This is a genomic window from Pseudomonas aestuarii, assembly GCF_027988105.1.
Classification (GTDB): domain Bacteria; phylum Pseudomonadota; class Gammaproteobacteria; order Pseudomonadales; family Pseudomonadaceae; genus Aquipseudomonas; species Aquipseudomonas aestuarii.
In genome coordinates, this window is record NZ_JAQJZJ010000001.1 from 634687 (window position 1) to 660925 (window position 26239).

Genomic DNA, 26239 nt, shown 5'->3' on the forward strand with positions numbered 1-26239 from the left:
TGTTGGCATGATGGTGTCACTGCGGGGCAATAGAGTCATTCCGGTGCTGGCGCTGATGGCGCTGGCACTGCTGTGGAGCCTGGATTTCGTCAGTGTTCAGCCCAACCGTATCGCCCCGGGTAATGGCCTGGGCCTGCTGGCGGCTGTGGGGCTGCCGTGGGCGTTGACGCTAACGGCGGCATTGCTGGCCTGTGCGTTGCTGGCGCTGCGGCCGCAGCAACCGGCCTACTGGCCGATCCTGTGGCTGGTGTCGCTGCTGGTGCTGCAATTACCCCTGAGCCTGGCCTGGAGCATTGAGCGCCATATAGGCGCGGACATGCCCTATGCGCGGGTTGGCATAGGCGCGGGTTACTGGAGCCTGCTGTTCCTGCTGGGGCTGCTGCTGATCGAACTGCAGCAGCGCCTGCGTCTCGCGCGCGCCTGGCTGCTCGGCAGCGGCATCGCCCTGGCCCTGCTGCTGTGGTGGCTGGCCCCGCAGGATTGGCTGGAACCGTTGGCCTTGCTGCGTGAGTACAGCTCACGCCGCAGCCAATTCGCCGCGGCCTTGGCCAGTCATCTGGGCCTGGTCGGCGGGGCTGTGGGGCTGAGCCTGCTCCTGGGTGGTGCCATCGCCCTGCTGCTGCAACGTTATCCCGGGGCGCAAAAGGGCAGTATTGGCCTGCTGAGTTTTATCCAGACCATTCCCAGCCTGGCACTGTTTGGCCTGCTGATTGCGCCGCTGAGTTACCTGTCGGCGCAGTTTCCCTGGCTGCAGCAGCTGAATATCCGCGGTATCGGCTGGGCGCCGGCGCTGCTTGCCTTGATCGCCTACAGCCTGCTGCCGATCGTGCGCAATACCTGCGTCGCCCTGGCGGAAGTCGAGGCCGCTGTCATCGAGTCCGCCCGCGGCATGGGCATGAGCCCCACTCAGGTGTTCCTGCAGGTACGCCTGCCGCTGGCCATGCCACTGATCATCGAGGGCGTGCGGGTTACCAGCATCCAGGCCATCGGTCTGACGGCAGTCGCCGCGCTGATCGGTGCGGGCGGTTTTGGCACCTTTATCTTCCAGGGCCTGGGCCAGTCGGCGATGGACCTGATCATTCTCGGCGCCTTGCCCATCATCGCCCTGGCGCTGCTGGCGGACAGCCTGTTCAGTCTGTTGGCCGAACGCTTTTACTCAGGAGTGGGCGATGATCGAGCTGAGTAACGTCAGCAAGCTGTTTGACCAGGCCCGGGCGGTGGACGATATCTCCCTGACCGTGGCCACCGGCGAGCTCTGTGTGCTGGTCGGGACCTCCGGCTGTGGCAAGTCGACCACCTTGCGCATGATCAATCGCCTGATCGCGCATTCGGCTGGCAGCATCCGCATCGATGGCCGCGACATCGAACAGATCGATCCGCAGCAGCTGCGCCGCGGCATCGGCTATGCGATCCAGAGCACCGGTCTGTTTCCGCACTGGACGGTGGCGCGCAACATCGCCGTGGTGCCGCGCCTGCTCGGTTGGCCGGCCGAGCGTGTGCGGCAGCGGGTCGAGGAGTTGCTGCAGTTGCTCGAGCTGGCGCCGGCCGAATTTGCCGGCAAATACCCCCGCCAGCTGTCGGGCGGCCAGGCCCAGCGGGTCGGTGTGGCCCGGGCCCTGGCCGGCGACCCGGACATCCTGCTGATGGACGAACCCTTCGGCGCACTCGATCCCATCACCCGCGAGAGCCTGCAGAACGAGCTGTTGCGCATCCAGCAGCAGGTGCGCAAGACCATCGTCTTCGTTACCCATGACATGGACGAGGCGCTCAAGTTGGCCAGTCGTATCGTGGTGATGGACAAGGGGCGGATCGTCCAGCAGGACAGTCCGCAGGCGCTGCTGGCCAAACCGGCCAATGCCTTTGTCGAGAACCTGCTCGGTGGCCAGGAGCGCGGCCTGAAACAGGCCGGACTGTTGCGCGTCGATAGCCTGATGCAGGCGCTGGCCAGGCCCACCTCCGCGGTCACCGGCCCCAGGATCAAGGCCACGGACAGCCTGCGCCAGGCGCTGTCGCTGATGCTCTGGCATCGCTGCAGCAGCTTGCCGGTGGTCGATGACCAGGGGCGGCAGGTCGGTGTGCTGCAACTGGATGCGCTGATGAGCCGACCCCAGTGAGTCAGCCCGCGCTGCTGCGTGGTGGCGGCTGGCAGCCGCTGCTATGGCTGGCCTTGTTGCTGGCGGCGGCGCTGGGGCTGGCCGAGCTGGAGGGATTGTTCCGCCTGATCGAGCCGGACAGCCGCACGGTGATCTACGGCCGCGCCGCCTTCATCGACCTGCTCGGCAGCCATGTGCTGCTGGTGGCGCTGGCCGCCGGCGTCTCCAGCCTGGTCGGGGTGGGCGCGGCGATCATGGTGACCCGGCGTTGGGGCGCGGATTTTCTGCCACTGGTCAGTCAGCTCGCCTCGATCGGCCAGACCATACCGCCGGTGGCGGTGCTGGCCCTGGCGGTGCCGGCGCTCGGCTTCGGCAGTGGGCCGACGCTGTTCGCCCTGATGCTCTATGGCCTGCTGCCGATTCTGCGCAACAGCCTGGCGGGCTTGCGCGGCATCGATCCGGCGGTGCTGGAGGCGGCGCGCGGCATGGGCATGGCGCCGCTGCAGGTGCTCTGGCAGGTGGAGTTGCCGCTGGCCCTGACCGTTATCCTGGCCGGGATTCGCACCTCGGTGACGATCAACATCGCCACGGCGGCCATCGGCTCCACTATCGGCGCCCGTACCCTGGGCGACCCGGTGATCTCGGGGTTGGTCATCGGCAATACCGCCTTTATTCTGCAGGGCGCCATCCTGATCGGCCTGCTGGCCGTGGCGGTCGACAGCCTGTTCGAGCAGCTGCAACGCCGCGCGCCCGGAGCCTAGCGGGCTGCCGACCTCAGGTGTTATTGCTCCTTGCGGCGCTGCCCGCGGCTCCCGGCGCCCAGCGGGCATTTCGCCAGCTCTGCTGCTGTGCGGCGGTCAGAAAGGTCCAGGCGACAAAGCGGCTCTGCTTCTGCCCCTGGGCCATTTCCACGGTGCGCACTTCGAGCGCGCCGGCTTGTTTCAAGGCGCTGTAAACACCGGGCAGGTTGCTCGCCTTGGAGATCAGGCTGGTGAACCACAGCACCTGCTGGGCATGCTGGGCACTTTCCTTGATCAAACGGCCGACGAAGGCCGCTTCACCGCCCTGGCACCACAACTCCGCCGCCTGACCGCCAAAATTCAATACCGGCAGTTTGCGCTTGGGGTCGAGCTTGCCCAGGTTGCGCCACTTGCGCTTGCTGCCGCTGCTGGCTTCCTCGGCGCTGGCGTGGAAGGGCGGGTTGCACAGGCTCAGGTCGAAGCGCTCGTCGGCCTGCAGCAGGCTCTGGAAAATATGCGCGCCATCGCTCTGCTGGCGCAGTTCGATGGCATCTCTGAGCCCCGGATTGGCCTGCACGATGGCCTTGGCTGCAGCAATGGCGTTGCTGTCGATATCCGAACCGAGAAATTTCCAGCCGTACTCGCGGTTGCCCAGCAGCGGGTAGATGCAGTTGGCGCCGACGCCGATATCCAGTGCGCGTACCTGGGCGCCCCGCGGTATCTCGCCGTCATTGCCGCTGGCCAGCAGATCGGCCAGGTAATGCAGATAGTCGGCGCGCCCCGGAATCGGCGGGCACAGGTAATCGGCCGGAATATCCCAATGGCTGATGCCGTAGAACTGCTTGAGCAGCGCCCGGTTGAACACCTTGACCGCCGCCGGGTTGGCGAAGTCGATGCTCTCCTTGCCGTAGGGGTTGATGATCACGAATGCCGCCAGCTCCGGACTGGCCTTGATCAGCGCGGGAAAGTCGTAGCGACCCTGGTGACGGTTGCGCGGGTGCAGCTGGCCCTTGGCGGCAGCGGGCCTGGCCGGCAAAGGAGGGCGCGGCGCGGATGGTTTGCGGCTGGGGCGTTTGGTCGGCGATGTCATGCTGGCGCTATCGGCAGGGGCGGAGCGCGGCATTTTCCCATAGCTGCTGCGGTTGTGCTGGAAAAGAGTGGCGTGGAGGGTGTGGCACCAGTCGCCGGCTAGGCGATATGCAGCCACATCGCCAGGTAATCGAAGAACAGGCAGTACAGCGCGATCGGCAGCGGCAGGCCGAGCAGGGTGCCGAGCAGGTAGGTGCGAAAAGGCACGCCGGACAGGGCGAGGCTGTAGTTCAGTGCCGGCACCGTCTGGAACAGCGTGCGCAGGGCGACGATGCTGGCCAGTGGATGACGGTCGAGGCCGGCCAGTAGGCGTTGCGCCAGGCGGCTATCCAGCTCGCGCAGGGCGTTGCCGCCCAGGTAGCGGATGGTCAGGAAGGTGAACACGCAGGAGACGCTGGCGGCCAGGTAGGTGGCGATGCCGCCATAGACCCGCCCGAGCGCCAGCACCGCGGCGGCGAGGAAGATCCAGCCGGGGATCTGGATCAGATTGCCCAGGGCGAACAGCGCGATGAAGCCCAGCAGGCCGATAACCGGATGCATGAGGATCAGGCTTTGTAGGGCTTGCAGGCTGAACTGCGCACGGATACCCAGTGCCTCGAACAGCAGGAACAGGCTCAGCAGGAACAGGATTACCAGTAACAGTCGGCGGGAGCTGCGCATGGCGAGTCTCTTGTTCAGGGATAACCGAGTATGGCCTTGATGGGCACCAGGTTGGCCGCGATCCATTGTGGATTGATCGCGCCCCAATCGCGAATGAGGTAATGCCCGGCGTTGTTGCGCTCACCCTCTTGCTGGACGAAGACGCAGTCGATATCCAGATCGGCGAGTGCCGCCAGCGTGTCCTGGGCCGTGCGCCGGGGCATGCCGGTGGCGTCGATCAAGGCCGGCACGCTGCAGGCCGTGCCGCTGTCAATCAGCCAGGCCACATAGAGGCGGCGGTAGAAGCTGGTTTTGGTCTTGCTGACATCCATCCAGGGGCACTCCTGCTGCAAGGGCAAGGCTGCGTCGCTAGGCGCGCACAGCCTGCCGTAAGCGATTGCTGATGGCCTGGTCAGGCCAGGGTGGCGAGTCCGATATAGGTCGCCGCGCCGGCCAGGTATCCAACCAGGGCCAGCCAGCTGATCTTCTTCAGGTACCAGATGAAGTTGATCTTCTCCATGCCCATGGCTGCCACACCGGCCGCCGAGCCGATGATCAGGCAGCTACCGCCAGTACCGGCACAGTAGGCCAGCATTTCCCAGAAGGTGCCATTCACCACGAAGTTGCCGACCCAACTGCTGTCGCTACCGGCCATCGCCAGGGTCTCGGGGCTGACCAGTGGGTACATCTTCATGGAACCCGCCACCAGCGGCACGTTGTCGACCACCGAGGACAGCAGACCAATGGCGATGTTGATGGTGAAGACGTTGCCCAGGCTGTCCTTCAGCGCGGTGGCGACCTGGGTCAGATGCCCGGCGGTGGCCAGGCTGGAGACGGCGAGCAGGATGCCGAGGAAGAACAGCACGCTGGTGGTGTCGATCTTGCGCAGTACACCGACGACCGACAGTGGATGTTTGTCCTCTTCGTTCTTGCCGCGGTGCAGCACTTCGGTCACTACCCAGAGAATGCCGAGGCCGAACAGGATGCCCATATACGGCGGTAGGTGGGTGACGGTCTTGAAGACTGGGACAAACAGCAGGGCGCCGATGCCGAGGATGAACACCAGGTTACGCTCGAATGCGGTGGTCGGGTCGCGACGCTCTTCCTTGGTTGGCTTCACTACCGGGCGCTCGAATTCGCCCTTCATGGTCAGGCTAAGTAGCAACAGCGGTGCCAGCAGGCAGACCAGGCTGGGAATGAACAGCTGGGCAACGATGCCGCTGGCCGTGATCTGGTTGCCGATCCACAGCATGGTGGTGGTCACGTCGCCGATTGGTGACCAGGCGCCGCCAGCGTTGGCGGCGACCACTACGATGCCGACGTAGAACCAGCGCTCGTGCTGTTCCTTGATCAATTTGCGCAGCAGGGAAACCATGACGATGGTGGTGGTCAGGTTGTCCAAGGCGGCAGAGAGGAAGAAGGTGATGAAGCCGATCATCCACAGCAGGTGGATGCGCTTGTTGGTGCGGATGCGGTCGGTGATGACCTTGAAACCCTCGTGGGCGTCGATCAGCTCGACGATGGTCATGGCGCCCATCAGGAAGAACAGGATTTCCGACACTTCGCCGAGGTGATGGCGCAGTTCAAGTACCACATGATGGGCGTTGGTCGACGCGCCGGCCGTGCCGCTCCCGATAATCGGCAGGATACTGTCGGCCCCCAGCACCAGTACCGTCCAACATATGACGGCGGTGAGAATGGCCGTGGCGGCCTTGTCGATCTTTAGCGGGTGTTCAAGGGCGATGCAGAGATATCCGAACACGAATATCAATGCCATGAGTACATACGCAAACATAGGCTGAGTTTCCAGTTAGGAGGTTGAAGTTTTTGAAATTGTTATAAAAACCTGGGCGGCAGCATGCACCGAGAATGCACCGAGCGGAAAGCGGCGTGCCAATGGCTGGCGTTTATAGGCGATTCCACGTCGTGTTGCGTTGATGCCGGACAAGAACAGAATCCTTCTGTCGTGCAGTTGAGTTGTGCCAGCCAAGGTCTGCCCTGGCCGCTGTCGGGGCCATGCTGGCTGGAGCCTTGCTGCGGATAGAGAAAAGCCCGCGATCTTGCGACGGCGGGCTTTTTTGATTGCTACAGTTCGGCGATGCGCTCGCGCTGCTCGGCGAGCCTGGCGAGAGCCTGTTCGGCCTCGGCCAGCTTGGCGCGCTCCTTGTCGAGCACCTCGGCGGGCGCCTTGGCGACGAAGCCTTGGTTGCTCAGCTTGCCGCCGACCCGCTTGACCTCGCCGTCCAGGCGCTGGATTTCCTTGTCCAGGCGCGCCAGTTCGGCGTCCTTGTCGATCAGCCCGGCCATCGGTACCAGCACCTGCATGTCGCCGACCAGGGCGGTGGCAGACATCGGCGCCGCTTCCCCGGCTTGCAGCACGCGCACCGATTCCAGTTTGGCCAGCTTGTTCAGCAGCGGCTCGTTATCGGCCAGGCGGCGCAAATCTTCGGCGCTGGCGTTCTGCAGGATGATGTCGATGCGCTTGGCCATGGAGATTTTCATCTCGCCGCGGATCTGCCGCAGGCCGAGCATCAGTTGCTTGACCCACTCGATATCGCCTTCGGCGGCGGCGTCGAGGCGGCTCTCAACGGCCACCGGCCAGGCCTGCAGCATGATGGTCTCGCCGCTGACGCCGGCCTGCGCCTTGATCCGCTGCCAGATTTCTTCGGTGATGAATGGCATGAACGGGTGGGCCAGACGCAGCGCCACTTCCAGCACGCGCACCAGGGTGCGGCGGGTGCCGCGCTGGCGCTCGATCGGTGCGTTCTCGTCCCACAGCACCGGCTTGACCAGCTCCAGGTACCAGGCGCAGTACTCGTCCCAGATGAACTCGTACAGAGCCTGCGCGGCCAGGTCGAAGCGGAAGGCGTCGAGCTGGCGGGTGACTTCGGCTTCGGTGCGCTGCAGCGCCGAGATGATCCAGCGATCCACCGAGGACAGCTCCACCGGCTCGCCATTGACGCCGGTGTCCTGGCCATCGGTGTTCTCGATGACGAAGTTGGCGGCGTTCCAGATCTTGTTGCAGAAGTTGCGGTAACCCTCGACCCGGCCCATGTCGAACTTGATGTCGCGGCCAGTGGAGGCCAGCGCCAGGTTGGTGAAGCGCAGGGCGTCGGTGCCGTAGGCGGCGATGCCCTCGGGGAACTCGGCGCGGGTCTGCTTGGCGATCTTCTCCGCCAGCTTGGGCTGCATCATGCCGCTGGTGCGTTTGGCCAGCAGGCTGTCCAGGTCGATGCCGTCGACGATATCCAGCGGGTCGAGCACGTTGCCCTTGGACTTGGACATCTTCTGGCCCTGTCCATCGCGCACCAGGCCGTGCACGTAGACGGTCTTGAACGGCACTTGCGGCGTGCCGTCGTCGTTCTTCACCAGGTGCAGGGTCAGCATGATCATCCGGGCGACCCAGAAGAAGATGATGTCGAAACCGGTGACCAGCACGTCGGTGGGGTGGAAGGTCTTCAGCGCTTCGGTCTGCTGCGGCCAGCCGAGGGTGGAGAAAGTCCACAGGCCAGAGCTGAACCAGGTGTCGAGCACGTCGTCGTCCTGGCGCAGGTTGGCGTCGCCGAGGTTGTGCTTGGCGCGTACTTCCGCTTCGTCGCGGCCGACGTAGACGTTGCCGGCCTCGTCGTACCAGGCCGGGATGCGGTGGCCCCACCACAGCTGACGGCTGATGCACCAGTCCTGGATGTCGCGCATCCAGCTGAAGTACATGTTCTCGTACTGCTTGGGCACGAACTGGATGGCGCCGTCTTCCACGGCTTTGATCGCCGGCTCGGCCAGCGGCTTGGTGGAGACGTACCACTGATCGGTCAACCAGGGTTCGATGATGGTGCCGGAGCGGTCGCCTTTCGGCACTTTCAGCGCATGGTCGTCGATGCTTTCCAGCAGGCCGGCGGCCTCGAAGGCGGCGACGATCTGCTTGCGCGCGACAAAACGATCCAGCCCGGCATATTCGGCGGGCAGGCGGCCATCGACTGCGCTGTTGACGCTGCCGTCGACATTGAACACCTGGGCAGTGGCGAGCACGGCGGCGTCTTTGTCGAAGATGTTGAGCAGCGGCAGGTTGTGGCGCTTGCCGACTTCGTAGTCGTTGAAATCATGGGCCGGGGTGATTTTCACGCAACCGGTGCCGAACTCGGGATCGCAATAATCGTCGGCGATAATCGGGATGCGCCGGCCAACCAATGGCAACTCGACGAAGGTGCCGATCAGGGCCTGGTAGCGTTCGTCGGTGGGGTTTACCGCGACGGCGCTGTCGCCGAGCATGGTTTCCGGGCGGGTGGTGGCGACGATCAGGTAGTCCTTGCCGTCAACCGTGGTGTTGCCGTCCGCCAGCGGGTAGCGCAGGTTCCACAGCTTGCCTTTCTCGTCGTGGTTCTCCACTTCCAGATCGGAAATCGCCGTGTGCAGCTTGGTGTCCCAGTTGACCAGACGCTTGCCGCGGTAGATCAGGCCGTCTTCGTGCAGGCGCACGAAGGCCTCCTTGACCGCTTCGGACAGGCCATCGTCCATGGTGAAGCGCTCGCGCGACCAGTCCACCGAGCTGCCCAGGCGGCGGATCTGTCGGGTGATGTTGCCGCCGGATTCTTCCTTCCATTCCCAGACTTTCTCGAGGAATTTCTCGCGGCCCAGGTCGTGGCGGCTAATGCCCTCTGCGGCCAGTTGCCGCTCCACCACCATCTGGGTGGCGATGCCGGCATGGTCGGTACCTGGTTGCCACAGGGTCTTGCGGCCCTGCATGCGACGGAAACGGATCAGCGCATCCATGATCGAGTTATTGAAACCATGGCCCATGTGCAGGCTGCCGGTGACGTTCGGCGGCGGAATCATGATGGTGTAAGGCTGGCCCGAGCCCTGGGGGGCGAAATAGTTGTTCGCCTCCCAGTTCTGGTAGAGGGCGGTTTCAATGGCGTGCGGCTGGTAGGTCTTGTCCATGCGCGGCGGGACCCTTATGACGGCTGATCGGAAAAGCCGGCAAGTATAACGGGCTGGCACATGAGGCGTAAGGCCAGCGTGGGGCGAGTGACTGACGGCTGGGGCAATCCTTCCCGAATTGCAGCCGGGCTACTGGTGTTTTTCTACTTGCGCGGCGGCAGCAGGCGGCTCAGGCGGGCTTGCAGGCGGCGCTTGAGCTCGGCTTCGATCTGCGGCACGAAGTCGTCGATTACATCCTGCAGAATCAGCTCGGCGGCGGCGCGCAGTTCGTTATCCAGGCGGTGCATGTCGCTGTCGCGGCCGAGGGTCTGCCGGATGCTGCTGTGCAGGGTCGCGGCCTGCGCCAGCGGAGCGGCCTCCACGACTGGCGGATGGGCCGGTGCCGGCGGCGTGACGATGTCCGAGAGCAGGGGGATGCTGTCCGGGTCGATCGAGTCGGTCAGCAGTGGCAGATCGAGGTTTTCGTCGCCCAGCAGCTGGCGGATCGACTCGAGGTCGTCCAGCAGGTGGGTGGGCTTTTGCGGCGGTTTTGGCATGTCCATGGTGCAGAACTTAAAGTTCGACTCGTTTCGGATCATAGCCGCGCTGGCGGTAGCTGCGGAAGTTTTCCCGGCAGGCGGTCAATAGATCGGGTTCTTGGTTGACGATCTCGATCACCCGGCTGAAGCGTTCGACAAAGGGCGAAAGGGTCGGGCTCAGGTTGATCAGCACGCCTTGCTGGGAGAGCGGCTCTTCGTCCAGGCCAATCACCACCGGTGCCTGCGGGTCGTCCTGCTGCAAGTTGTGCGGTACGAATGCTTCGGCCTTGAAACGCCAGAGAAGTTCGTCGAGCGCCGTGCATTGCTCTGTATCGCAACCGCGCAGAAACACCGGCAGGCCATGGCGCCAGGCTTTCATCGCCAGTTGGCAGGCTGCCCGCAGGCGGTCTGCCGGGGCGGCGGAGGATAAGACATAGAATTCTATTCGGGGCATGGTGATTTCATTATGTGGGCCGCTGCAGGCGCGGCCGAGGCGGAATGGCGCTCGGCCGCGCCTGCAATAATCGGCATCAGCCGTTGGTGCGATCCAGCAGGTACTGGGTCAGCAGCGGCACCGGCCGACCGGTCGCGCCTTTCTCCTTGCCGCCACTGATCCAGGCGGTGCCGGCGATGTCCAGGTGCGCCCAGTGATACTTCTTGGCGAAGCGCGACAAGAAGCAGCCAGCGGTGATGCTACCGGCTTTCGGGCCGCCGATATTGGCAATGTCGGCGAATGGACTGTCGAGCTGTTCCTGGTATTCGTCGAACAGCGGCAACTGCCAGGCGCGGTCGTCGGCGCTCTGGCCGGCTTTGAGGAGCTGTTGCAGCAGTGCCTCGTCGTTGCCCATCAGGCCCGAGGTATGGGCGCCCAGGGCGACGATGCAGGCGCCGGTCAGGGTGGCGATATCGATTACGGCCTGCGGTTTGAAGCGTTCGGCGTAGGTCAGGGTGTCGCACAGCACCAGGCGGCCCTCGGCGTCGGTGTTGAGAATTTCCACGGTCTGCCCGCTCATGCTGGTGACGATATCGCCAGGGCGGGTGGCGCCCCCGCTGGGCATGTTCTCGGCGCAGGCCAGCAGGCACACCAGGTTGATCGGCAATTGCAGTTCCAGCACGGCCTTGAGCGTGCCGAACACACTGGCGGCGCCGCACATGTCGTACTTCATCTCATCCATGCCGGCCGCCGGCTTGATGCTGATGCCACCGGTATCGAAGGTGACGCCTTTGCCAACCAGGACGAAGGGCTTGTCGGTTTTCTTGCTGCCCTGGTAGTTGAGCACGATCATCCGCGGCGGCTGGTCGCTGCCTTGGGCCACGGCGAGGAAGGCGCCGGCACCGAGTTCCTTGAGTTTTTTCTCGTCGAGAATCTCGACCTTGAGGTTCTTGTAGGTCTTGCCCAGGGTCTTGGCTTCTTCAGCCAGGTAGCTGGGGTGGCAGAGGTTCGGCGGCATGTTGCCGAGATCACGGGTGAATGCCATGCCGCAGGCAATTGCCTGGGCATGCTTGGCCGCGCGCTGGACGTCAGCCAAATCAGCCTTGTCGCTGAGCAGGGTGAGTTTCTTCAAGGCTGGGACGTCGCCTTTCTCGCTCTTGAACTGGTCGAACTGATAGCCGCCGTCGGCCAGGCTTTCCACCAGCAGGCGGGCCTTGCCGTAGGCGTCACGGCCTTTGACCTGAAGTTCGCCCAGCGCAAGCACGGCATCGCTGCCGCCCAGGGTTTTCAGCACACCATGCACGGCATTGAGCATTTTGCGCAGTTGGCGGTCAGAGAGTTCAGCCTCCTTGCCACTGCCGACCAGCAGCACACGCTCGGCCTTGAGATTGGGCAGGTTGTGCGCGAGCAGGGTCTGGCCAAGCTTGCCGGCGAGGTCGCCGCGCTTGAGCAGCGCGCTGATCGCGCCGCTGCTGGCGTTATCAATTGCTTTCGCCGTTTCACCGAGCTTGTGGCCTTCGCCGATGGCAATCACCAGGGTGGCGGTTTTCAGGGTTTCCGGGCGAGCGCTTTTGACAATAAATTCCATGGCGTGGTGTTCCCAAGACAATGAGGCGTTATTGCAGGATAATGCCGGCTATTTTTCGATGGTTCGTCTGTGTGCGGACCGGCAAACAGTGTGGCTAGTGTGATCGTAGCCGCCTGAGCCTGACAACCCTGGAGTGTCTGGTTTGATCGTGTTCCGTTATTTGTCTCGTGAAGTGCTGGTTACCTTGAGTGCGATGAGTGCCGTGCTCCTGGTGATCATAATGAGTGGCCGTTTCATCAAGTACCTGGCGCAGGCGGCCCAGGGATTGCTGGATCCGGGCGTGTTGTTCATGATCATGGCCTTTCGCCTGCCGGGGTTCCTGCAGCTGATCCTGCCGCTGGGGTTGTTCCTCGGCATCCTTATGGCCTACGGCCGGCTCTATCTCGACAGCGAGATGACGGTGCTCTCGGCCACCGGCATGAGTCAGCAGCGGTTGCTGGTCTACACCATGGCGCCGGCCTTGCTGGTGGCCCTGCTGGTGGCCTGGTTAAGCATGGGCCTGGCGCCGCAGGGTGTGGCGCAGGTCGCGAGCATTCTCAATCAACAGGACGCCCTGACCGAATTCGATACCCTGGTGCCTGGGCGTTTCCAGGCCATGCGGGATGGTTCGCGGGTGACCTATACCAAGGAATTGTCGGCAGATCGCGCGGAGCTGGCCGACATCTTCATCTCCGAGAAGCGTTTTTCCCGGACGGGCGACAAGGAGCGCGGCATCACCGTGCTGGTGGCGGAAAGCGGGCGTCAGGAGATTCAGGCCGATGGCAGTCGCTATCTGATTTTGCAGAACGGTTACCGTTACGATGGCAATCCAGGTCAGGCCGACTACCGGGCGATTCAGTACGACACCTATGGCGTGCTGTTACCCAAACCCTCGGTCAGTAGCGAGATCAGTGAGCGTGAGGCCGTGACGACCGCTGAATTGATCGGCAGTGACAATCCGCGCTTCCAGTCCGAGCTGCAGTGGCGTCTGTCACTGCCGCTGCTGGTGTTCATCGTGACCCTGCTGGCGGTGCCGCTGTCGCGGGTCAATCCACGGCAAGGCCGCTTTCTCAAGCTGCTGCCGGCAATCCTCTTGTATATGACGTACCTGGCGCTGCTGATCGCTGCGCGCAGCGCACTGGATAAAGGGCGAATTCCTCAGGCGCTAGGGTTGTGGTGGGTACATGGAGTATTTCTGTTGATTGGTCTTGTGCTGCTGTATTGGGAGCCGTTGCGCCTGAAGTGGGCGAGCCGCCGTGCCGGGTCGGAGGTGGCTCATGCTTAGATTGGATCGCTACATCGGCACCCAGGTATTTTTCGCGATTCTCACCGTATTGGGCGTCCTCGTCGGGCTGGCCTTGCTGTTCGCCTTTATCGATGAGATGGGCGATGTCGAGGGTGGTTATGGTTTGCCGGAAGCCGCCTGGTATATCTTCTTGACTCTGCCGCGGCGCGTCTACGAGATGCTGCCGATGGCGGCCCTGGTCGGTTGCTTGGTCGGGCTGGGCAGTCTGGCCAGCAGCAGTGAGCTGACCATCATGCGCGCTGCCGGGGTTTCGATCAGGCGCATCGTCTGGGCGGTGATGAAACCGATGCTGGTGTTGATGCTGGCAGGCATTCTGATCGGCGAGTACCTGGCCCCCTGGAGTGAAAATCAGGCTCAGGCCGATCGCGCCATGGCGATGGGCGGTGGTGAGGCGCAAAGCTCCAAGCGTGGCTTGTGGCATCGCCAGGGCGACGAGTTCGTGCATATCAATGCGGTGCAGCCCGATGGCGTCTTGTTTGGTGTGACCCGTTATCGCTTCGATGATCAGCGTCACATGCTGTCTTCCAGCTTTGCCCGGCGTGCGCAGTATCAGGGCGACCACTGGCTGCTGGAGAATGTGGCAACCACACATTTTCGTGAGCGCAGTACCGAGGTGGTCAAGGCGCCGAATGAGCGCTGGGATGTCGAACTGAACCCGCAGCTGCTGGGTACTGTGGTGCTGGAGCCTGACGCGCTGTCGGTAACCGGCCTGTGGCGCTATATCCACTACCTGGGCGAGCAGGGCCTGAACAATGGGCAGTACTGGCTGGCGTTCTGGAGCAAGGTGCTGCAGCCAGTGGTGACCGCCGCACTGGTGTTGATGGCCATATCCTTCATCTTCGGTCCATTGCGCTCGGTCACCTTGGGTCAGCGGGTCTTCACCGGCGTGGTCGTGGGCTTCGTGTTCCGCATTGCCCAGGACCTGCTTGGACCTTCCAGCCTGGTGTTCGGTTTCTCACCCTTGTTTGCCGTGCTGATCCCCGCAGGGGTGTGCGCCTTGGCCGGTGCCTGGCTGTTGCGTCGCGCGGGATAGCTGCTGCAGTCGATAAAAAGCCGGCTAATTGCCGGCTTTTTCGTTTGCAGGCCCTAGCGCTGGGTTTTGTGGATGTTCTTCGGCAGCTGCACGGTGTGGCTGTCGGAATAGATGTCGTGCCAACTGCGCTTGTCCTTGTCCCAGAGCACCCAGAAAAACCCCAGGCCCAGGCACAGCCAGGAGGCAATGGCGACCAGAAAGCGCAGCAATGCCTGCCATAGGCTGATGGCCGTACCGTCGGCGTTCTGGATACGAATGCCCCAGACCTGCATGCCCAGTGTCTGGCCGCTGTGCGTCCAGAACTTGCTGAAGAAGCCAAACAGGCTGAGCACCAACAGGGTAGACAGTAGCGGGTCGCCATCCAGTGCACCGGCATCGGAGAGCTGTTTGAGCTGCGCTTCGCCATAAAAGCCCATCAGGATCAGCTTGTAGGCAAAGGTCACGACGATCAGCAGGGCCAGGCACAGCAGCAAGTCATAGAACATGGCGGCCATTCGGCGGATAAATCCGGCAGGGGGGAAATCACCCTGCGGGCGCAGCAGGTGGTTGGGCATGAGGGGCTCGATATGCAAAGTATGACGCTAAGGCTTGAGGGGACGGTTCGCGGTATGCAGGAGCATAAAAAAACCCCCGACGTTGCCATCAGGGGTTCTTAGCAGCAGCAGGATTATTCCTGGACTTGAACCTGGTCGGCCTGCATGCCTTTTTGCCCTTGTACGGCAACGAAACTGACTTTCTGGCCTTCTTTCAGGCTCTTGAAACCGTTGCCCTCGATCGCGCGAAAGTGCACGAAAAGATCCGGGCCGCTTTCTGGCGTGATGAAGCCAAAACCTTTCTCGTCGTTAAACCACTTGACGGTACCGCTCTGACGATTCGACATATCTTAATATCCTTGAAACCTTAGTTGATGACAGCCTCTACGCGATAGAGGGCTGAGACTGGTTGCAAGGAGTAATGCGACGTCGAACGGGATGTAGCGGATCTGGACGATCTACTGCACCAGGCCACGAATTACGGCGACCCATGCAAACACAGTGCAAAGCACTCTACGCTAACTAAAAGGCAAATGCCAACCCCCTCCAGGCCTGCGTTTCAGGCTTGATCGGGCGGCTTTTGTGTCTCTGCAATAAGCGAAAAAGCGGTGCTCGCCGCTGCGTTAACTCGCATACGGATGGACGCGCTTCACCAGCGCCTGGGTGTGTTCTTCCGCGTTCTCCCTGGAGTTATCGGCATGCCGTGAAAATAAACTGAACCTCACTACGGGTGAGGCACGACAGAGGGGTGCAGGCTCACCAGATTGGAGTTCCTTATGTGCGGTGTTATTCAACGAGTTTGGTTGCGCTCGGTCATCGGCTGGGCACAGTCGATCCGGTTTTTGGGGATCGCGTTTCACGCGACGGCAGTCGTGCTGCTGGACGGGTTCAAATGAGCAGTACTGCGCGTAGCCACATGTACAGATCAGCTTGCGATCCTGGCGCGCTTTCGATGTTTCGGGATCGGCTTGGCTGGGGCTGGGGCGGCAATCCGTTTCAGATTTGTGCGCCAATACCCAATGTTGACTATGTTGAACTCGCGAGTCTCGGGTTTGAAAGCTCCGGGCTTGTATCCTTGCGCACCTGCGGAGCATCTGCTTTGCGCGCCTTCGACGTGCCGCCGCCAAGTCGGGTACGGCTAAACAATAACAAGAAGCGGATCACTGCAGCTGAACGCAATCTAGGCAAAAAGCTATTCCGGGAGGGGCTCGATGGCAGTATCGATCGGGTCACTGCTGTCGATATGCGCCAGCCAGATAGACAGGTTGCCCGGCGATACGCTCCAGTCACAGGTTTTGCCATGAATAGTCTCCAGCATGCTCAACAGCGTCTATGGCAGGGGCTGTCCCTCCTGTTGCTCAGCACCCTGGTCGGCAACGCCCGTGCTGAGCCGGTACTCAATCTGGACCCTGCGCAAGACCACTTGAACTTCAGTGTGCCGCTCAGTGCGCCTTTGGCGGCAGGAGATCAGCTGGCCGTTGAACTGGATGGCTATGACGTGACGGCCTTGCTCAGTTGCACCGACGGCGACTGCCAGTTGGCGCTGCCGGTGCCATTGGCCGGGGGCTCACACCCCTTGCGGGCGATGATCTTTTACGACAACGGCGATATCGCCACGGTGTTGGAAGCGCGTGTGCAGGTCGCTGGGGGCTCCGATGGCTCCGATGGCTCCGCGGGGGCAGTGGAAGGCGAACAAGCGGGCGCGCCAGTCAATATGGCAACCGACGATCCCGGGACTCCTGTGCGGGGGGGCTCGGCAGTGCCTGTACAGCAGCGGTTCAGCGCGTTATTCAGCAGCGGCTATCGGCTGGATGAAAAACAGCCAGATAATTATCGTGGCATCCCGCGGCAGGCCAGCAATGGCGGCCTGAGCTACCAAGGTGCCGGCGCCGGCGCCGATTGGCGCTGGGACGCCCAAGTGGATGCGCTGTATGACAGCCTCAGCGAAAACAACCCCGATGGTGACGAGTGGGTGCTACCCAATTACCGTCTTGCCGCCTCACGTGGCACCGGCCTTGGGCGTCAGGGGCTGGCGTTGGGCACTTACAACCTGGCCCGCGAAAACCTGCTGTTCAGCGCCTATCAGCGGCGTGGGGCCGTGGTGAGCTTGGGCGATGATGTAGGTAGCCCACTGAAGCTTGATGTATTCGCGCTACAAAGCGAGCCCATCACAGGTTACAAAAGCCGCCTGGGTTACCCGAGCAATTCCCAGGAACGCAGTAGCGGGGCACTCTTGACCCTGAGCCCTTGGCAGGATGAGCCGCAGTTGCTGCAACTGAGCAGTGGCTTGATCAAGGGTGAAACCACCGATAGTGGTACCGGTATGTGGACGCCCGATGAGCAGGCTCGCTATGGCGGCGACACCTGGAACCTGGCAGTGGATTCCCGCTTGGGCGATAACAGCCTGTGGCTGCATGCTGACTACGCCCGTGCCAGTTTCGACAGCGATGGCATTGGCTATGGCCAGGATGAACGCAGCGACAGCGCTCACGAATTGCTGGCGCAGTTCAACTCCGGTAGCTGGCTGCCCGCCGGCCCTTTCGACCAGTGGAACCTGACCTTGCAACACAAGCAGGTCGGCCTGGACTTCTTCACCCTGGGTAACCTCGGCTTGCCTGGCGACTTACAGCTCAACCGTGCCAACTGGCTCGGCTATCTGGGCAGCCTGCAGTTAGAGGCAGAGGTCGCGCAGGAAACCAATAATCTTAATGACCGGGCTGATGTGGCCAACCAGACGGTCGACCGTCAGCTATTCAGTGCCTATTACTTCCCGATGGTGGATGCCGACGCGCTGCCTTGGCGATTGCTCGGCGTACCCTCGTTGAATGCCGGCCTGACCCGCACGCGTCGGCACCAGGACCGCGCCGATGCTCAAGTGGTGGGTTATGACCTCAACGACGAGACGTTAGAGCGTCTGGCCGGCATCAGCTTCTACCACAATCGCTGGAACTGGTCGGTGCAGCAGACGTGGCAGGACACTCAGGACTATTCGAATTCGGTCGAGCAGCAGGGGTATCTGGTTTATACGCCGCCCTCGGATCAGCGCAACCGCTTCACTACCGTGCAAGTCGGTTTTATCCCTGTGGACGGGTTGAGCGTGTCTACCAACTGGCAATGGAACAAGCTGCAGCAAACCGATGACGACAATGTTTCCCGTAGTACAGGCCAGGGGCTGGATTTGGCCTGGCAAATAGTGCCGCAGCGCTGGCGGCTGAATGCCTCCTATTTTCGCGGGCATGACAGCAGCCGCTTCGGCAATGGGGAATTTCTCGGTGATGACCTGCGCCAGCAAACGGCCAACTTGCAGCTGACCTGGAGTGTCGCCCAGCCACGTGGTCTGCAGCCGGGCCTTGACTGGTTTGTGAAAACCAGCTACGCCCGTCTCGATAGCTCTCTCTTCAATCAGGGCATGGAAGATTGGCAGCTGCTGCTCGGTTTCGACCTGCGTTGGGATACCCACACACAGTGACAGTTTGCCTGCACGCCTTTCACTTGGCGTGTTATCGGAGATGATCATGGACAGACAAAACATGCAGATTTTTTTCACCGCATTGATGCTGATTTTATTGCTGCCTGCGACCTGGGTTGAAGCGGCTCTGCCGGGCCAGCCTCCGCAGCTAGGCTCGCCGGGGCAGCCGGGCCAGCCCCCTCAGCTAGGCTCGCCGCCACAGCCGGGCCAGCCGCCACAGCTAGGCTCGCCGCCACAGCCGAGCCAGCCGCCACAGCTGGGCCAGCCACCACAGCTAGGCCAGCCTCCGCAGTCGACGCCTGTGCGTGGCGCTGCACTGACCAGGGCCAATGCGCAGCCGGCCCAGCGGCAGTTGCTGGCCACTCAAGGCAATAGTTTTGGCGTGGTCTGGCAGGTTGCCGCCACCCCTGGCTACAGCGCCGGGGTCTCATCTAGAAATGCGCAGATCGTTAACCCCGCCACCGGTGCCGTACTGGGTACTGTGGGTGGTTTTTTGTCGCAGGCAGGCGGCGCTCCGTTCATGTTCAGCGAGCTTGTCGACTTGCCTGCAGCCAGCGTACAGGGCTGGGTTAATAGTGGCCTGCGTCGGTTGTTGCTGGTGCGTAATTTCAATGGTTCGGGCCCCAGCGTACGCGCACAGGTAGTACTGAATATTTCCAGCAGCGCCTTGCGTGCGCCGCGTGAGAACAACGAGGGTGAACTACTGGTGCAGCGCTTGAACCTTAGTTTTGTCGATAACCAGCGGGTCAAGGTGGTGCAGCCGGCCGACGAGGTGAAAGCCAAGGTGCAGATTAGCTACAGCGGCAACGGCCAGTTGCAGGGACGCTGGCAGGTGGCTGAGCCAGCCAGCACCCAGGGGGTGCCGGTGTACCGCACGTTGACCCTGGTCAGCCAGTACCTGGGTGCAGCGCAGCAGACCGTGCTGACCAGCCCGCTGTTGCCGAGTAATGCCGCGGGCAAATACCTGGTGCGCTTTTGCGTCACTAATAGAGAGATGGTTGCAGCGGATCAGTTAGTACTGGATGCCGGTTGCCCGAGTGAGGCGTTGACAGTGGAAACGGTGTATCAAGTGCTCGGTAGCGCTGAGTCCGAGGCATTAATAGAGGCCAGCCCTCAGAGCGGCACCGTGACGGCGGCAAGTCCATTTCAATGGCGCGCGGTGCCAGGTGCTGTGGTCTATCAACTGCAGGTGTTTGCCAGTAGCGCAGCACCTACTAGTGAAGGCAATAACCTCGATCAGGCACCGAACTTTATTGCCGGTATGTTGCTGCCAGCCGGGGTGACTGAAACCACCTGGTCTAGCTGGCTGCTGAGTAAGCTTGAACCTGGGCAGAGTTACCTGTGGCGGGTGACTGCCCACGATCAGAACGGCAGCTTGATTGGTCGCAGTCGTGAATGGCGCGTGCGCTATCAGCCCTGAGGATGTGGTGTGACTGAAGCAACCGATGAGCAGTTGTTGCAACGCATAGCTGGGGGCGATCAGGCGGCGTTACGCGTGTTCTATGAGCGTTTCCATGGTGCGGTTTATCAGTTTTCCCTGCGTACACTGAACAACGCCGCCGATGCCGCTGACGTGCTCAACTTGGTGATGCTGGAGGTGTGGCAGAAGGCGGGCAGTTTTGCAGGGCAGTCGCAGGTGCGCACCTGGCTGTTCAGTATTACCCGCAACAAGTCGGTCGATCTGCTCCGGCGCAAGCGCCCCAGCGAGCCGTTTGATGAGGCCGTGCTGGAGGCCGATGCTGAAGACCATTGTGAGCATTTTGCAGGCTTGCAGCTAAAGCAGCAGGGCGCTCAGGTGCGCCACTGCCTGGACAAGCTCAAGGACAGCCATCGTCAGGTGGTGTACCTGACGTTCTTCGAAGACATGGCCTACCCCGATATCGCCGAGGTAATGAGCATCCCCTTGGGGACGGTAAAAACCCGCATGCTGCACGCCAAGCAGCAATTGTTGCAGTGCCTGGGGCGGCTGCTGAGGATGGACGCTTGAAATACGCGGATAACGTGCTGTTCCTAGCCCGAAATAGTGAACCGCAGCCTGGCAGCAGTCGACCTAGTGGCACAGGTTGCGGAGGTGTTAAATGAGCCATGAACAGAATGATGAGGCCCTGCTGGCGTTGCTGCCGTGGTACCTCAGTGGGCAGTTGGAAACCGCCGAGAAGGCTCAGGTCGAAGCCTTGTTAGCGCGTTCTGAGAGCGCTCGTGACGAGCTGGAAACACTGCGGAGCCTGGCCCAGGCGGTGCGTGCCGAGGAGGCTGAGCATAGTCGTCAGCACCCAGTTCCCTCGGAGCTGGGTTGGGCGCGATTGCAGCGCAGCCTAGCCCAGTCGGCAACGGTGGCTAAGCCTCGGCGAGACTGGTGGCGGCCATCACTCGCGGCTGCTGCGGCGCTGATCGTGGCCCTACAGATTGGCATTCTGGCGCGGCCGACCAGCCTCGAATCCGATTGGCGCTTACAAAGCGGCGGCGCAGTGCAGCAGCTAACCGGCGGCTATAGAGTGCAAGTGCGCTTTGTCGATCACGCACAGTGGCAGCACGTGCGCGCCTTGCTGTTGGACCTCGACGGCGTGTTGGTGGATGGGCCCTCGGCACTGGGTGTCATGCAGGTTTATGTGCCGGCCAATCGCCGCTTTGCAGATGCTCAGGCCATGCTGAACTATGTGCAACAGCAGTCGGTGGTGCAGTACGCCGCCTTGCTCGGTCAGGGGCGCTAGTGATGCGGCGGCGCTGGTTGGGCTGCTGGCTGGCGCTGCAGGTGGCGCTGCCGCTGCACGCCGCTCCGCCGCCTACGGGGGCACCCGGCACACCGCCGGCCGCCGAGCAGGTTCCCGCGCGGGTAGCATTGCCGGTGGTGCGTGAGTCAAGTCCGCGCGCCACTGATCCGACAGGGTTGCCCGGTGCGCCGGTGCCTGCAAAGCGGCTGCCGGATGGCGAAAAACTGCCAGCGCAACGCGAGCCAAGCCCACGTAACACTGATCCGACAGGGTTGTCCGGTTCACCGGTACCTGCTGAACTGCTGCCGGATAGTGAAAAGCGACCCGCGCCGCGCGCGCCAGGTTCCGGTGCGCCAACCATCCGCGGGGCGGGTGATGAGAGGGGGCGCTTGCTTGATCAGTCGCTGCCGCCCCAGCAATGGCGCGGTATCAAACAACCGGCGGCTGACGCGCAGGTGCCCTTACGTGAGTGGTTGGTCTTCAGTCGTAACCTGGCTGAGGCGCAGAGTCAGCGGCAGGCCTTACAGCCTTTCGCGTTGAGCATCTTGCGCCGGCAGCAGCTGGGTGAGCTGGGGCGGGTGATCAGCGTTTATCGAATTCCTGACAGTGCCGATCTGCAACAGCTGGAGGCGCGCTTGCGCCAACAGTTTCCGGATTGGCAGCAAGAGCTGAACTTACGCTACCTGCCCCTGAGCGAAGCGCTTGAAGAAGGCAATGACGATCCGCTGGAGCGCTGGGGGCAACACGCCGTCGGGCAAGCGCAAGTGTCGCCAGCCAATTGCAGCGAGGGGTTGGTGGTGGCCATGCTGGATGGACCGGTTAATCCGAACCTGGCAGCGTTCGCGGGGGCTGCACTGAGCTATCAAAGTGTGGTCAGTGAAGCCTTTCGTCCGCGCAGCCTGGTAGCTGATCGGCATGGCAATGGGGTTGCCGCCTTGCTGGTGGGCCGGCGACTGGTGCATGGGTTGATACCCGGCGCGAGCCTATATGCGCTGGGCGTGTTTGGTGAAGATGCCGAAGTCGGTTTGCATACGCGCACCGACTGGTTGTTGAGCGGGCTGGATCGCTTACTGGCGTTGCCGGTGCCTGTGCAGGTGGTCAACCTCAGTTTTGGCGGTGGTTACAGTCGCCTTCTGGAAAGCAGTGTTCAGCGTCTGCAGTCCCGTATGCAGTTTGTCGCGGCGGCGGGGAATGATGGGGCCGAGGGCTTGCGTTACCCGGCGGCCTATCCCGGCGTGGTCGCGGTGGGGGCAGTGGATGCTCGCTTGCAGCGCCTGCGCCAATCCAACTACGGGGCCGGTCTGAGTCTGGTCGCCCCCGGTGAGGATATCTGGACTTTGGATGAGCAGGGTCAGGGCTACTTTGCCAGCGGCACGTCATTGGCTGCGCCTTTTGTCAGTGCCGCCCTGGCCCTGAATGGCTCGCTCGAGCAGTTACGGATGCGGACCAAGGATCTCGGTCCTCCGGGTCAGGACCACTGGTATGGTGCCGGTTTGGTGCAGCTGCCGCGCTGCCGATAAGGCTTGTGTGTGCTTTGCTCCTGAGTAATTGCAAAAAACTTTGAACCGCTAGCTGGGTGACTGACGACAGAGGGATGAAAGGCGCGGTCATCGCTTCGGCCAGCGCTTCAGCACGCTACTCAAGAGGATGGACCAATGGATATGCAAGTAAACGCCAAGAAGATAGTCAGCATTGGTTTGCTGGCCATGCTGCCGCTAGCGGCACTCCAGGCTGCGCCGGAAGTGAAGTCGGTAACCTTTGACTACAGTGGCAGCAAGGCCAAAGAAACCAAGTTTCAGGTGAAATACAGTAATGGCAACTTTAAATCCCTTACCCCGTCGGTATTGATGACGCTTGGCGATGGCGAAGTGTTTTGCGAAAAGCACACTGATTTTGGCGGGGCCAAGTTATATCTTGGCTCGCCTTGGTACGTGAATAACAGCATCGCTGACAACGGTGCCTACATGAAACCCGCCAGTAATATGGTCACCGCCCCTGTTGTGGGGGATCCAGTGACCGAGGGGGTGCCTCAATACAGCTTGAAGTTCAATATCGTGCTGGCTCAGGTGAGCAAGCAAATTTTTGACCCGGTGCAAGTGGTCAAGGACGAGCTGGCCAAGGCCAAGAGCCAGGGCATGAGTGAGGCCGATTTCCTCAGGCAGGACCGCCTGTTTGAAGTTAAGCGCAAGGTGACGCTGGCAGGTCGTTGCTATGGCAATAACACCCAGGCCGCCATGGGCTGGGAGATCAGTGAGAAAAACGTCAGCTTTATGGTGCAGTATCAGGGTGATCCTGATTTCAAAGCGCTGGGCGTGCAGGCACCGGCCAAGCCCAAACCAGGCTTTCAACAAGGCAAAATCAACCTCAAGGTTACCGATGGCAACATCCTCACCAACTCGTTGAACTACACCAACCTGAACTGCCCGGCCAATCTGGACTTTTCGGTGAAATACAAAGGCGTGGGCAAGGGGCGGGTGGTATTCCATGTGATCGAGAACAATCAGACCGTCTATGAGTCGGCTCCATCCGAATATGAGGCGGCCGACGGTTGGGTGCAGAAGAACTTCAAGGTTAATGTGCCGGCAAGCCCACAGAACATGAACAGCAAGGTGCAGCGCAAATTCAGCTTGTCCTTCCGAGTCAGAGATCAGGATGGCAATTCGTTTGACTGGGTTCCGACGGGTAACTTCCAGGGGCTGAACTGGTCGCATACCTGTAAACCCAAAGTTGCAGTGCCAATGGGGCAGGGCGGAGTCATCTATGCGCCGAACACCCCTAAGCCCGGGATGCAGATCAAGGCTCAGCCAAGCAGCCCACAGCCACCGGTTGCACCTTCTAGAGTCCAGGCGCAACCGACTCCACCGCCGCAGGCGCCACTGCAAATCAAGGCGCAGCCAGTGGAGCCGCAACAGCCACTGCGTAAGACTAACTAAGTCTGCCGGAGCTACTACTAAAACCGCCGACCATCACGGCGGTTTTTTTATGCCTTCAGCATGCGTGGTTCACCGCTCCTGAAAAAGCTCGAATTAGGCTGCCTGGCAGCCTTGGGGTCTCAAGCGCTGGGGGTGGCGGCCTGGGCCAGGTGCGATCAGGCGTTTGCTAGCACCGCCTTAGGTTCAGCCATCAAACTGCTGTGCATTGAGGTGAGCCGCTGGGCGCTATGGCTGGGCTGCACCTAGTCGGAGAGCTTGGCCTGGAGGCCCGTGCTGAGCGCTACGACCGCGCCTAGAGCTTGCATGTCATGGATCTGCCCTGCGGGAAGTTCGAGGGCCATGGCGTCGAGTTCCCCATTGATAACTAAGGGCATAGGGCATGAATTCATGCGCCTCTGCAGGGGGCGAGGTGATGGTCAGCATCAATGCTCATCCCGCTAGCCGCTGCAGCGTAACCTGTCGGCGGCAAGGCATGAGCGAAACCACTGGCGAACTGTTGGTCATCAGCAGGCCGGCGGAGGCGTTGGGCGCCTGGTCGGCGGCGGCTGATTCGTTTGCCACGCTGCACTGGCGGAACGTTGCGGGTGTCAGCCAAGTCAATCTAGGACAAGTCCCATGACGCTAGCCGAACACCTCCAGTCCTTGCCGATCGAGTGGCTGATCGCAATGGCAAGAGGAGGTATCGATGCTCAGGCGATTGCAGTCGAGTTAATGACGGGGCGTGGGGTGGACGGGGAGGGTAGTCATCCAAACTCTTGGGAAGCAGCGTACTTAGCCCGCGATGCTTTCCCTGGATAAAACGCTGCATTGACGCCCCCTGCCGATATGAATCCATCAAATCACAGCAAGGTCGATGCCAGCGTTTTTACACCGTCGGGGCCAGGAGCGGAGTGATCGAATGGTCCGCTCTATGAAGATTGGCGGTATCTAAAAAACTAGAGGCGATTCAGACTCCTGAACCGGATGTTCGCTGAATGGCCGACATGCCGAACTGAATATTGGCAGGAAGGTCTCATTTGTGGCCTTTATTTTCGGGCTAGGGTCATCGTTAAAGTTGTACTTCATGATCTGGATGGCCAGTTCCATGATCTCGATTTTCGAAATGCTCACTCGCTGTTTTCTTTTGCGAGAATTTCTACCGTCCTGCATGATTTTTTTGTCAAAGCTGTTTCGTTAAATGCAGGAACCATTGTAGTATTTAACGAAAAATTCATGAGAGAGGGCTTCTGTGGCGTTCGATATTACCATTGCCGTGAATATTATGGGATTGTCTGCTGTGGCAGTCTTTGCAATCTCGGGAGCACTCAGTGCGGCTCGCCAGAAAATGGATATTCTAGGCTTCATGCTAATCGGAACAGTTACCGGCATCGGTGGTGGTACGTTACGTGATGTCCTGCTGGGTAATTTGCCAGTATTCTGGATCCGCGAACCTACATGGATCGTCGTCTGTCTTCTTTTCTCTGCAGCAACCTATTTTGTCGCGCCAAGATTGACCTCCCTGTCACGCGCACTGCTCTGGATGGATGCTATTGGAATCGCACTGTTTGCGGTGGTGGGTACTGAAATAGGTCTGGAGTCTGAAGCGTCACCATTGATCGCTATTTGCATGGGGGTAATGACAGCTACCTTTGGTGGAATTGCCCGAGACGTACTCTGTGGTAGCAATCTTACCCTTATGAATGAAGAGCTATATATAACAACAACATTGGCTGGCTCCACGACATACCTCTGTCTCAGCATGCTAGGCCTTCCTTATAGTTATGATTTAATTGGCGGATTTCTGGTCGCATTTACGTTGCGAGCTCTAGCGATTCAATTCAATCTTAAACTTCCTAACCGCTACAGAGTGGAATAACTTTTTGCTGGGCTTCTACCTCGAATAACACGGACACTTTGCTAGTTGCTTGGGAGCGGTTCGTTGGTGCTCCCTGAGAATTTTCATTTGGTGCTCCCTGGTCATCTGGATTGGTAACCGCTGAGTGGTCTTATCAGCAGGCACCTTCACTCAGATGTACTGGATAGAAGCCTGTCTTTGTGGCAGTCAGGCGGCGCCACAATGGCTATGGTTCCCAATCAAATCCTTCCACGGCACAACCCGATCCATCTCGAACAGGAACAGCTCTTTGCGGGTCTGCTTGCGCTTGCCGCTGTACTCGGCGTCGGCGAAGGTTATCTGCTTTATTGGAAAACTCAGCGGGTGGAGTCCGGGTTTTTTGCCAAAATCAGGAAGTCTTTTTCAG

General features: G+C 61.1%; 22 protein-coding genes and 1 pseudogene. 12 read left to right on the plus strand and 11 right to left on the minus strand.

The window, feature by feature from the left end:
- The first annotated feature begins 7 nt into the window (after nt 1-7).
- From PH586_RS02890 to PH586_RS02900, 3 genes are read left to right on the plus strand one after another with little or no spacing between them, the layout of a single operon-like run.
- Nucleotides 8-1186: an ABC transporter permease gene (locus PH586_RS02890; RefSeq protein ID WP_271346254.1), complete on the plus strand. Its 1179-nt coding sequence runs from the start codon at nt 8-10 to the stop codon at nt 1184-1186.
- A complete protein-coding gene (locus tag PH586_RS02895) occupies nt 1170-2114 on the plus strand; it encodes an ABC transporter ATP-binding protein (protein ID WP_271346255.1) in 945 nt (314 codons plus the stop codon). Before PH586_RS02890 ends, PH586_RS02895 begins: the two co-directional genes overlap by 17 nt.
- Nucleotides 2111-2854 (plus strand): ABC transporter permease, encoded by a 744-nt coding sequence (locus PH586_RS02900; protein WP_271346256.1) that lies wholly within the window; start codon nt 2111-2113, stop codon nt 2852-2854. Before PH586_RS02895 ends, PH586_RS02900 begins: the two co-directional genes overlap by 4 nt.
- Before the next feature lie 13 nt (nt 2855-2867).
- On the opposite strand, the gene rlmF is transcribed toward PH586_RS02900, so the two are convergent.
- The 8 genes from rlmF to PH586_RS02940 all read right to left on the minus strand — a co-directional run bounded on the left by rlmF (nt 2868) and on the right by PH586_RS02940 (nt 12035).
- The gene (gene rlmF, locus PH586_RS02905) at nt 2868-3923 is read right to left on the minus strand and encodes a 23S rRNA (adenine(1618)-N(6))-methyltransferase RlmF (protein ID WP_271346257.1); all 1056 of its coding nucleotides are present in this window, start codon (nt 3921-3923) and stop codon (nt 2868-2870) included.
- A 98-nt stretch (nt 3924-4021) separates the two neighbouring features.
- The gene (locus PH586_RS02910) at nt 4022-4582 is read right to left on the minus strand and encodes a VTT domain-containing protein (RefSeq protein ID WP_271346258.1); all 561 of its coding nucleotides are present in this window, start codon (nt 4580-4582) and stop codon (nt 4022-4024) included.
- Nucleotides 4583-4596: 14 nt separating this feature from the next.
- The gene (locus tag PH586_RS02915) at nt 4597-4893 is read right to left on the minus strand and encodes a winged helix-turn-helix domain-containing protein (RefSeq protein WP_271346259.1); all 297 of its coding nucleotides are present in this window, start codon (nt 4891-4893) and stop codon (nt 4597-4599) included.
- A gap of 80 nt (nt 4894-4973) precedes the next feature.
- The gene (gene nhaD / locus PH586_RS02920) at nt 4974-6356 is read right to left on the minus strand and encodes a sodium:proton antiporter NhaD (RefSeq protein ID WP_271346260.1); all 1383 of its coding nucleotides are present in this window, start codon (nt 6354-6356) and stop codon (nt 4974-4976) included.
- A 290-nt stretch (nt 6357-6646) separates the two neighbouring features.
- Nucleotides 6647-9496, minus strand: a complete 2850-nt coding sequence (locus tag PH586_RS02925) for a valine--tRNA ligase (protein ID WP_271346261.1) — start codon at nt 9494-9496, stop codon at nt 6647-6649.
- Between the two features lie 143 nt (nt 9497-9639).
- Nucleotides 9640-10038, minus strand: a complete 399-nt coding sequence (locus PH586_RS02930; protein ID WP_271346262.1) for a DNA polymerase III subunit chi — start codon at nt 10036-10038, stop codon at nt 9640-9642.
- A 10-nt stretch (nt 10039-10048) separates the two neighbouring features.
- On the minus strand, nt 10049-10468 hold the full coding sequence (locus tag PH586_RS02935; protein ID WP_271346263.1) for a DNA polymerase III subunit chi: 420 nt from the start codon (nt 10466-10468) through the stop codon (nt 10049-10051).
- A 76-nt stretch (nt 10469-10544) separates the two neighbouring features.
- On the minus strand, nt 10545-12035 hold the full coding sequence (locus PH586_RS02940; protein WP_271346264.1) for a leucyl aminopeptidase: 1491 nt from the start codon (nt 12033-12035) through the stop codon (nt 10545-10547).
- A gap of 142 nt (nt 12036-12177) precedes the next feature.
- Between PH586_RS02940 and lptF the strand changes: the two genes are divergently transcribed.
- Together lptF and lptG are read left to right on the plus strand one after the other, a co-directional pair.
- Complete coding sequence (lptF, locus tag PH586_RS02945) at nt 12178-13299, plus strand: LPS export ABC transporter permease LptF (protein WP_271346265.1); 1122 nt, start codon at nt 12178-12180, stop codon at nt 13297-13299.
- Nucleotides 13292-14353, plus strand: a complete 1062-nt coding sequence (gene lptG / locus PH586_RS02950; RefSeq protein WP_271346266.1) for an LPS export ABC transporter permease LptG — start codon at nt 13292-13294, stop codon at nt 14351-14353. Before lptF ends, lptG begins: the two co-directional genes overlap by 8 nt.
- 53 nt (nt 14354-14406) lie before the next feature.
- Here the strand turns inward: lptG and PH586_RS02955 are convergent, their stop codons facing one another.
- Together PH586_RS02955 and PH586_RS02960 are read right to left on the minus strand one after the other, a co-directional pair.
- A complete protein-coding gene (locus PH586_RS02955) occupies nt 14407-14907 on the minus strand; it encodes an RDD family protein (RefSeq protein ID WP_271346267.1) in 501 nt (166 codons plus the stop codon).
- 113 nt (nt 14908-15020) lie between these two features.
- Nucleotides 15021-15233, minus strand: a complete 213-nt coding sequence (locus tag PH586_RS02960) for a cold-shock protein (protein WP_079203013.1) — start codon at nt 15231-15233, stop codon at nt 15021-15023.
- A gap of 953 nt (nt 15234-16186) precedes the next feature.
- Here PH586_RS02960 and PH586_RS02965 point away from each other — a divergent pair.
- From PH586_RS02965 to PH586_RS02995, 7 genes are all read left to right on the plus strand, one after another.
- Nucleotides 16187-18355, plus strand: a complete 2169-nt coding sequence (locus PH586_RS02965) for a hypothetical protein (RefSeq protein ID WP_271346268.1) — start codon at nt 16187-16189, stop codon at nt 18353-18355.
- A 301-nt stretch (nt 18356-18656) separates the two neighbouring features.
- Nucleotides 18657-19775, plus strand: coding sequence for a hypothetical protein (locus PH586_RS02970; RefSeq protein ID WP_271346269.1), 1119 nt, complete (start codon nt 18657-18659; stop codon nt 19773-19775).
- Between the two features lie 9 nt (nt 19776-19784).
- A complete protein-coding gene (locus PH586_RS02975; protein WP_271346270.1) occupies nt 19785-20342 on the plus strand; it encodes a sigma-70 family RNA polymerase sigma factor in 558 nt (185 codons plus the stop codon).
- A 91-nt stretch (nt 20343-20433) separates the two neighbouring features.
- A complete protein-coding gene (locus PH586_RS02980) occupies nt 20434-21066 on the plus strand; it encodes an anti-sigma factor family protein (RefSeq protein ID WP_271346271.1) in 633 nt (210 codons plus the stop codon).
- Nucleotides 21067-21455: 389 nt separating this feature from the next.
- Nucleotides 21456-22586: a S8 family serine peptidase gene (locus PH586_RS02985; protein WP_271346272.1), complete on the plus strand. Its 1131-nt coding sequence runs from the start codon at nt 21456-21458 to the stop codon at nt 22584-22586.
- Nucleotides 22587-22721: 135 nt separating this feature from the next.
- Nucleotides 22722-23999 (plus strand): hypothetical protein, encoded by a 1278-nt coding sequence (locus PH586_RS02990; RefSeq protein ID WP_271346273.1) that lies wholly within the window; start codon nt 22722-22724, stop codon nt 23997-23999.
- A 1228-nt stretch (nt 24000-25227) separates the two neighbouring features.
- On the plus strand, nt 25228-25854 hold the full coding sequence (locus PH586_RS02995; protein ID WP_271346274.1) for a trimeric intracellular cation channel family protein: 627 nt from the start codon (nt 25228-25230) through the stop codon (nt 25852-25854).
- 216 nt (nt 25855-26070) lie between these two features.
- Here PH586_RS02995 and PH586_RS03000 read toward each other — a convergent pair.
- Nucleotides 26071-26181: pseudogene (locus PH586_RS03000) on the minus strand (IS5/IS1182 family transposase); the annotation flags it as partial.
- Nucleotides 26182-26239 lie beyond the last annotated feature (58 nt).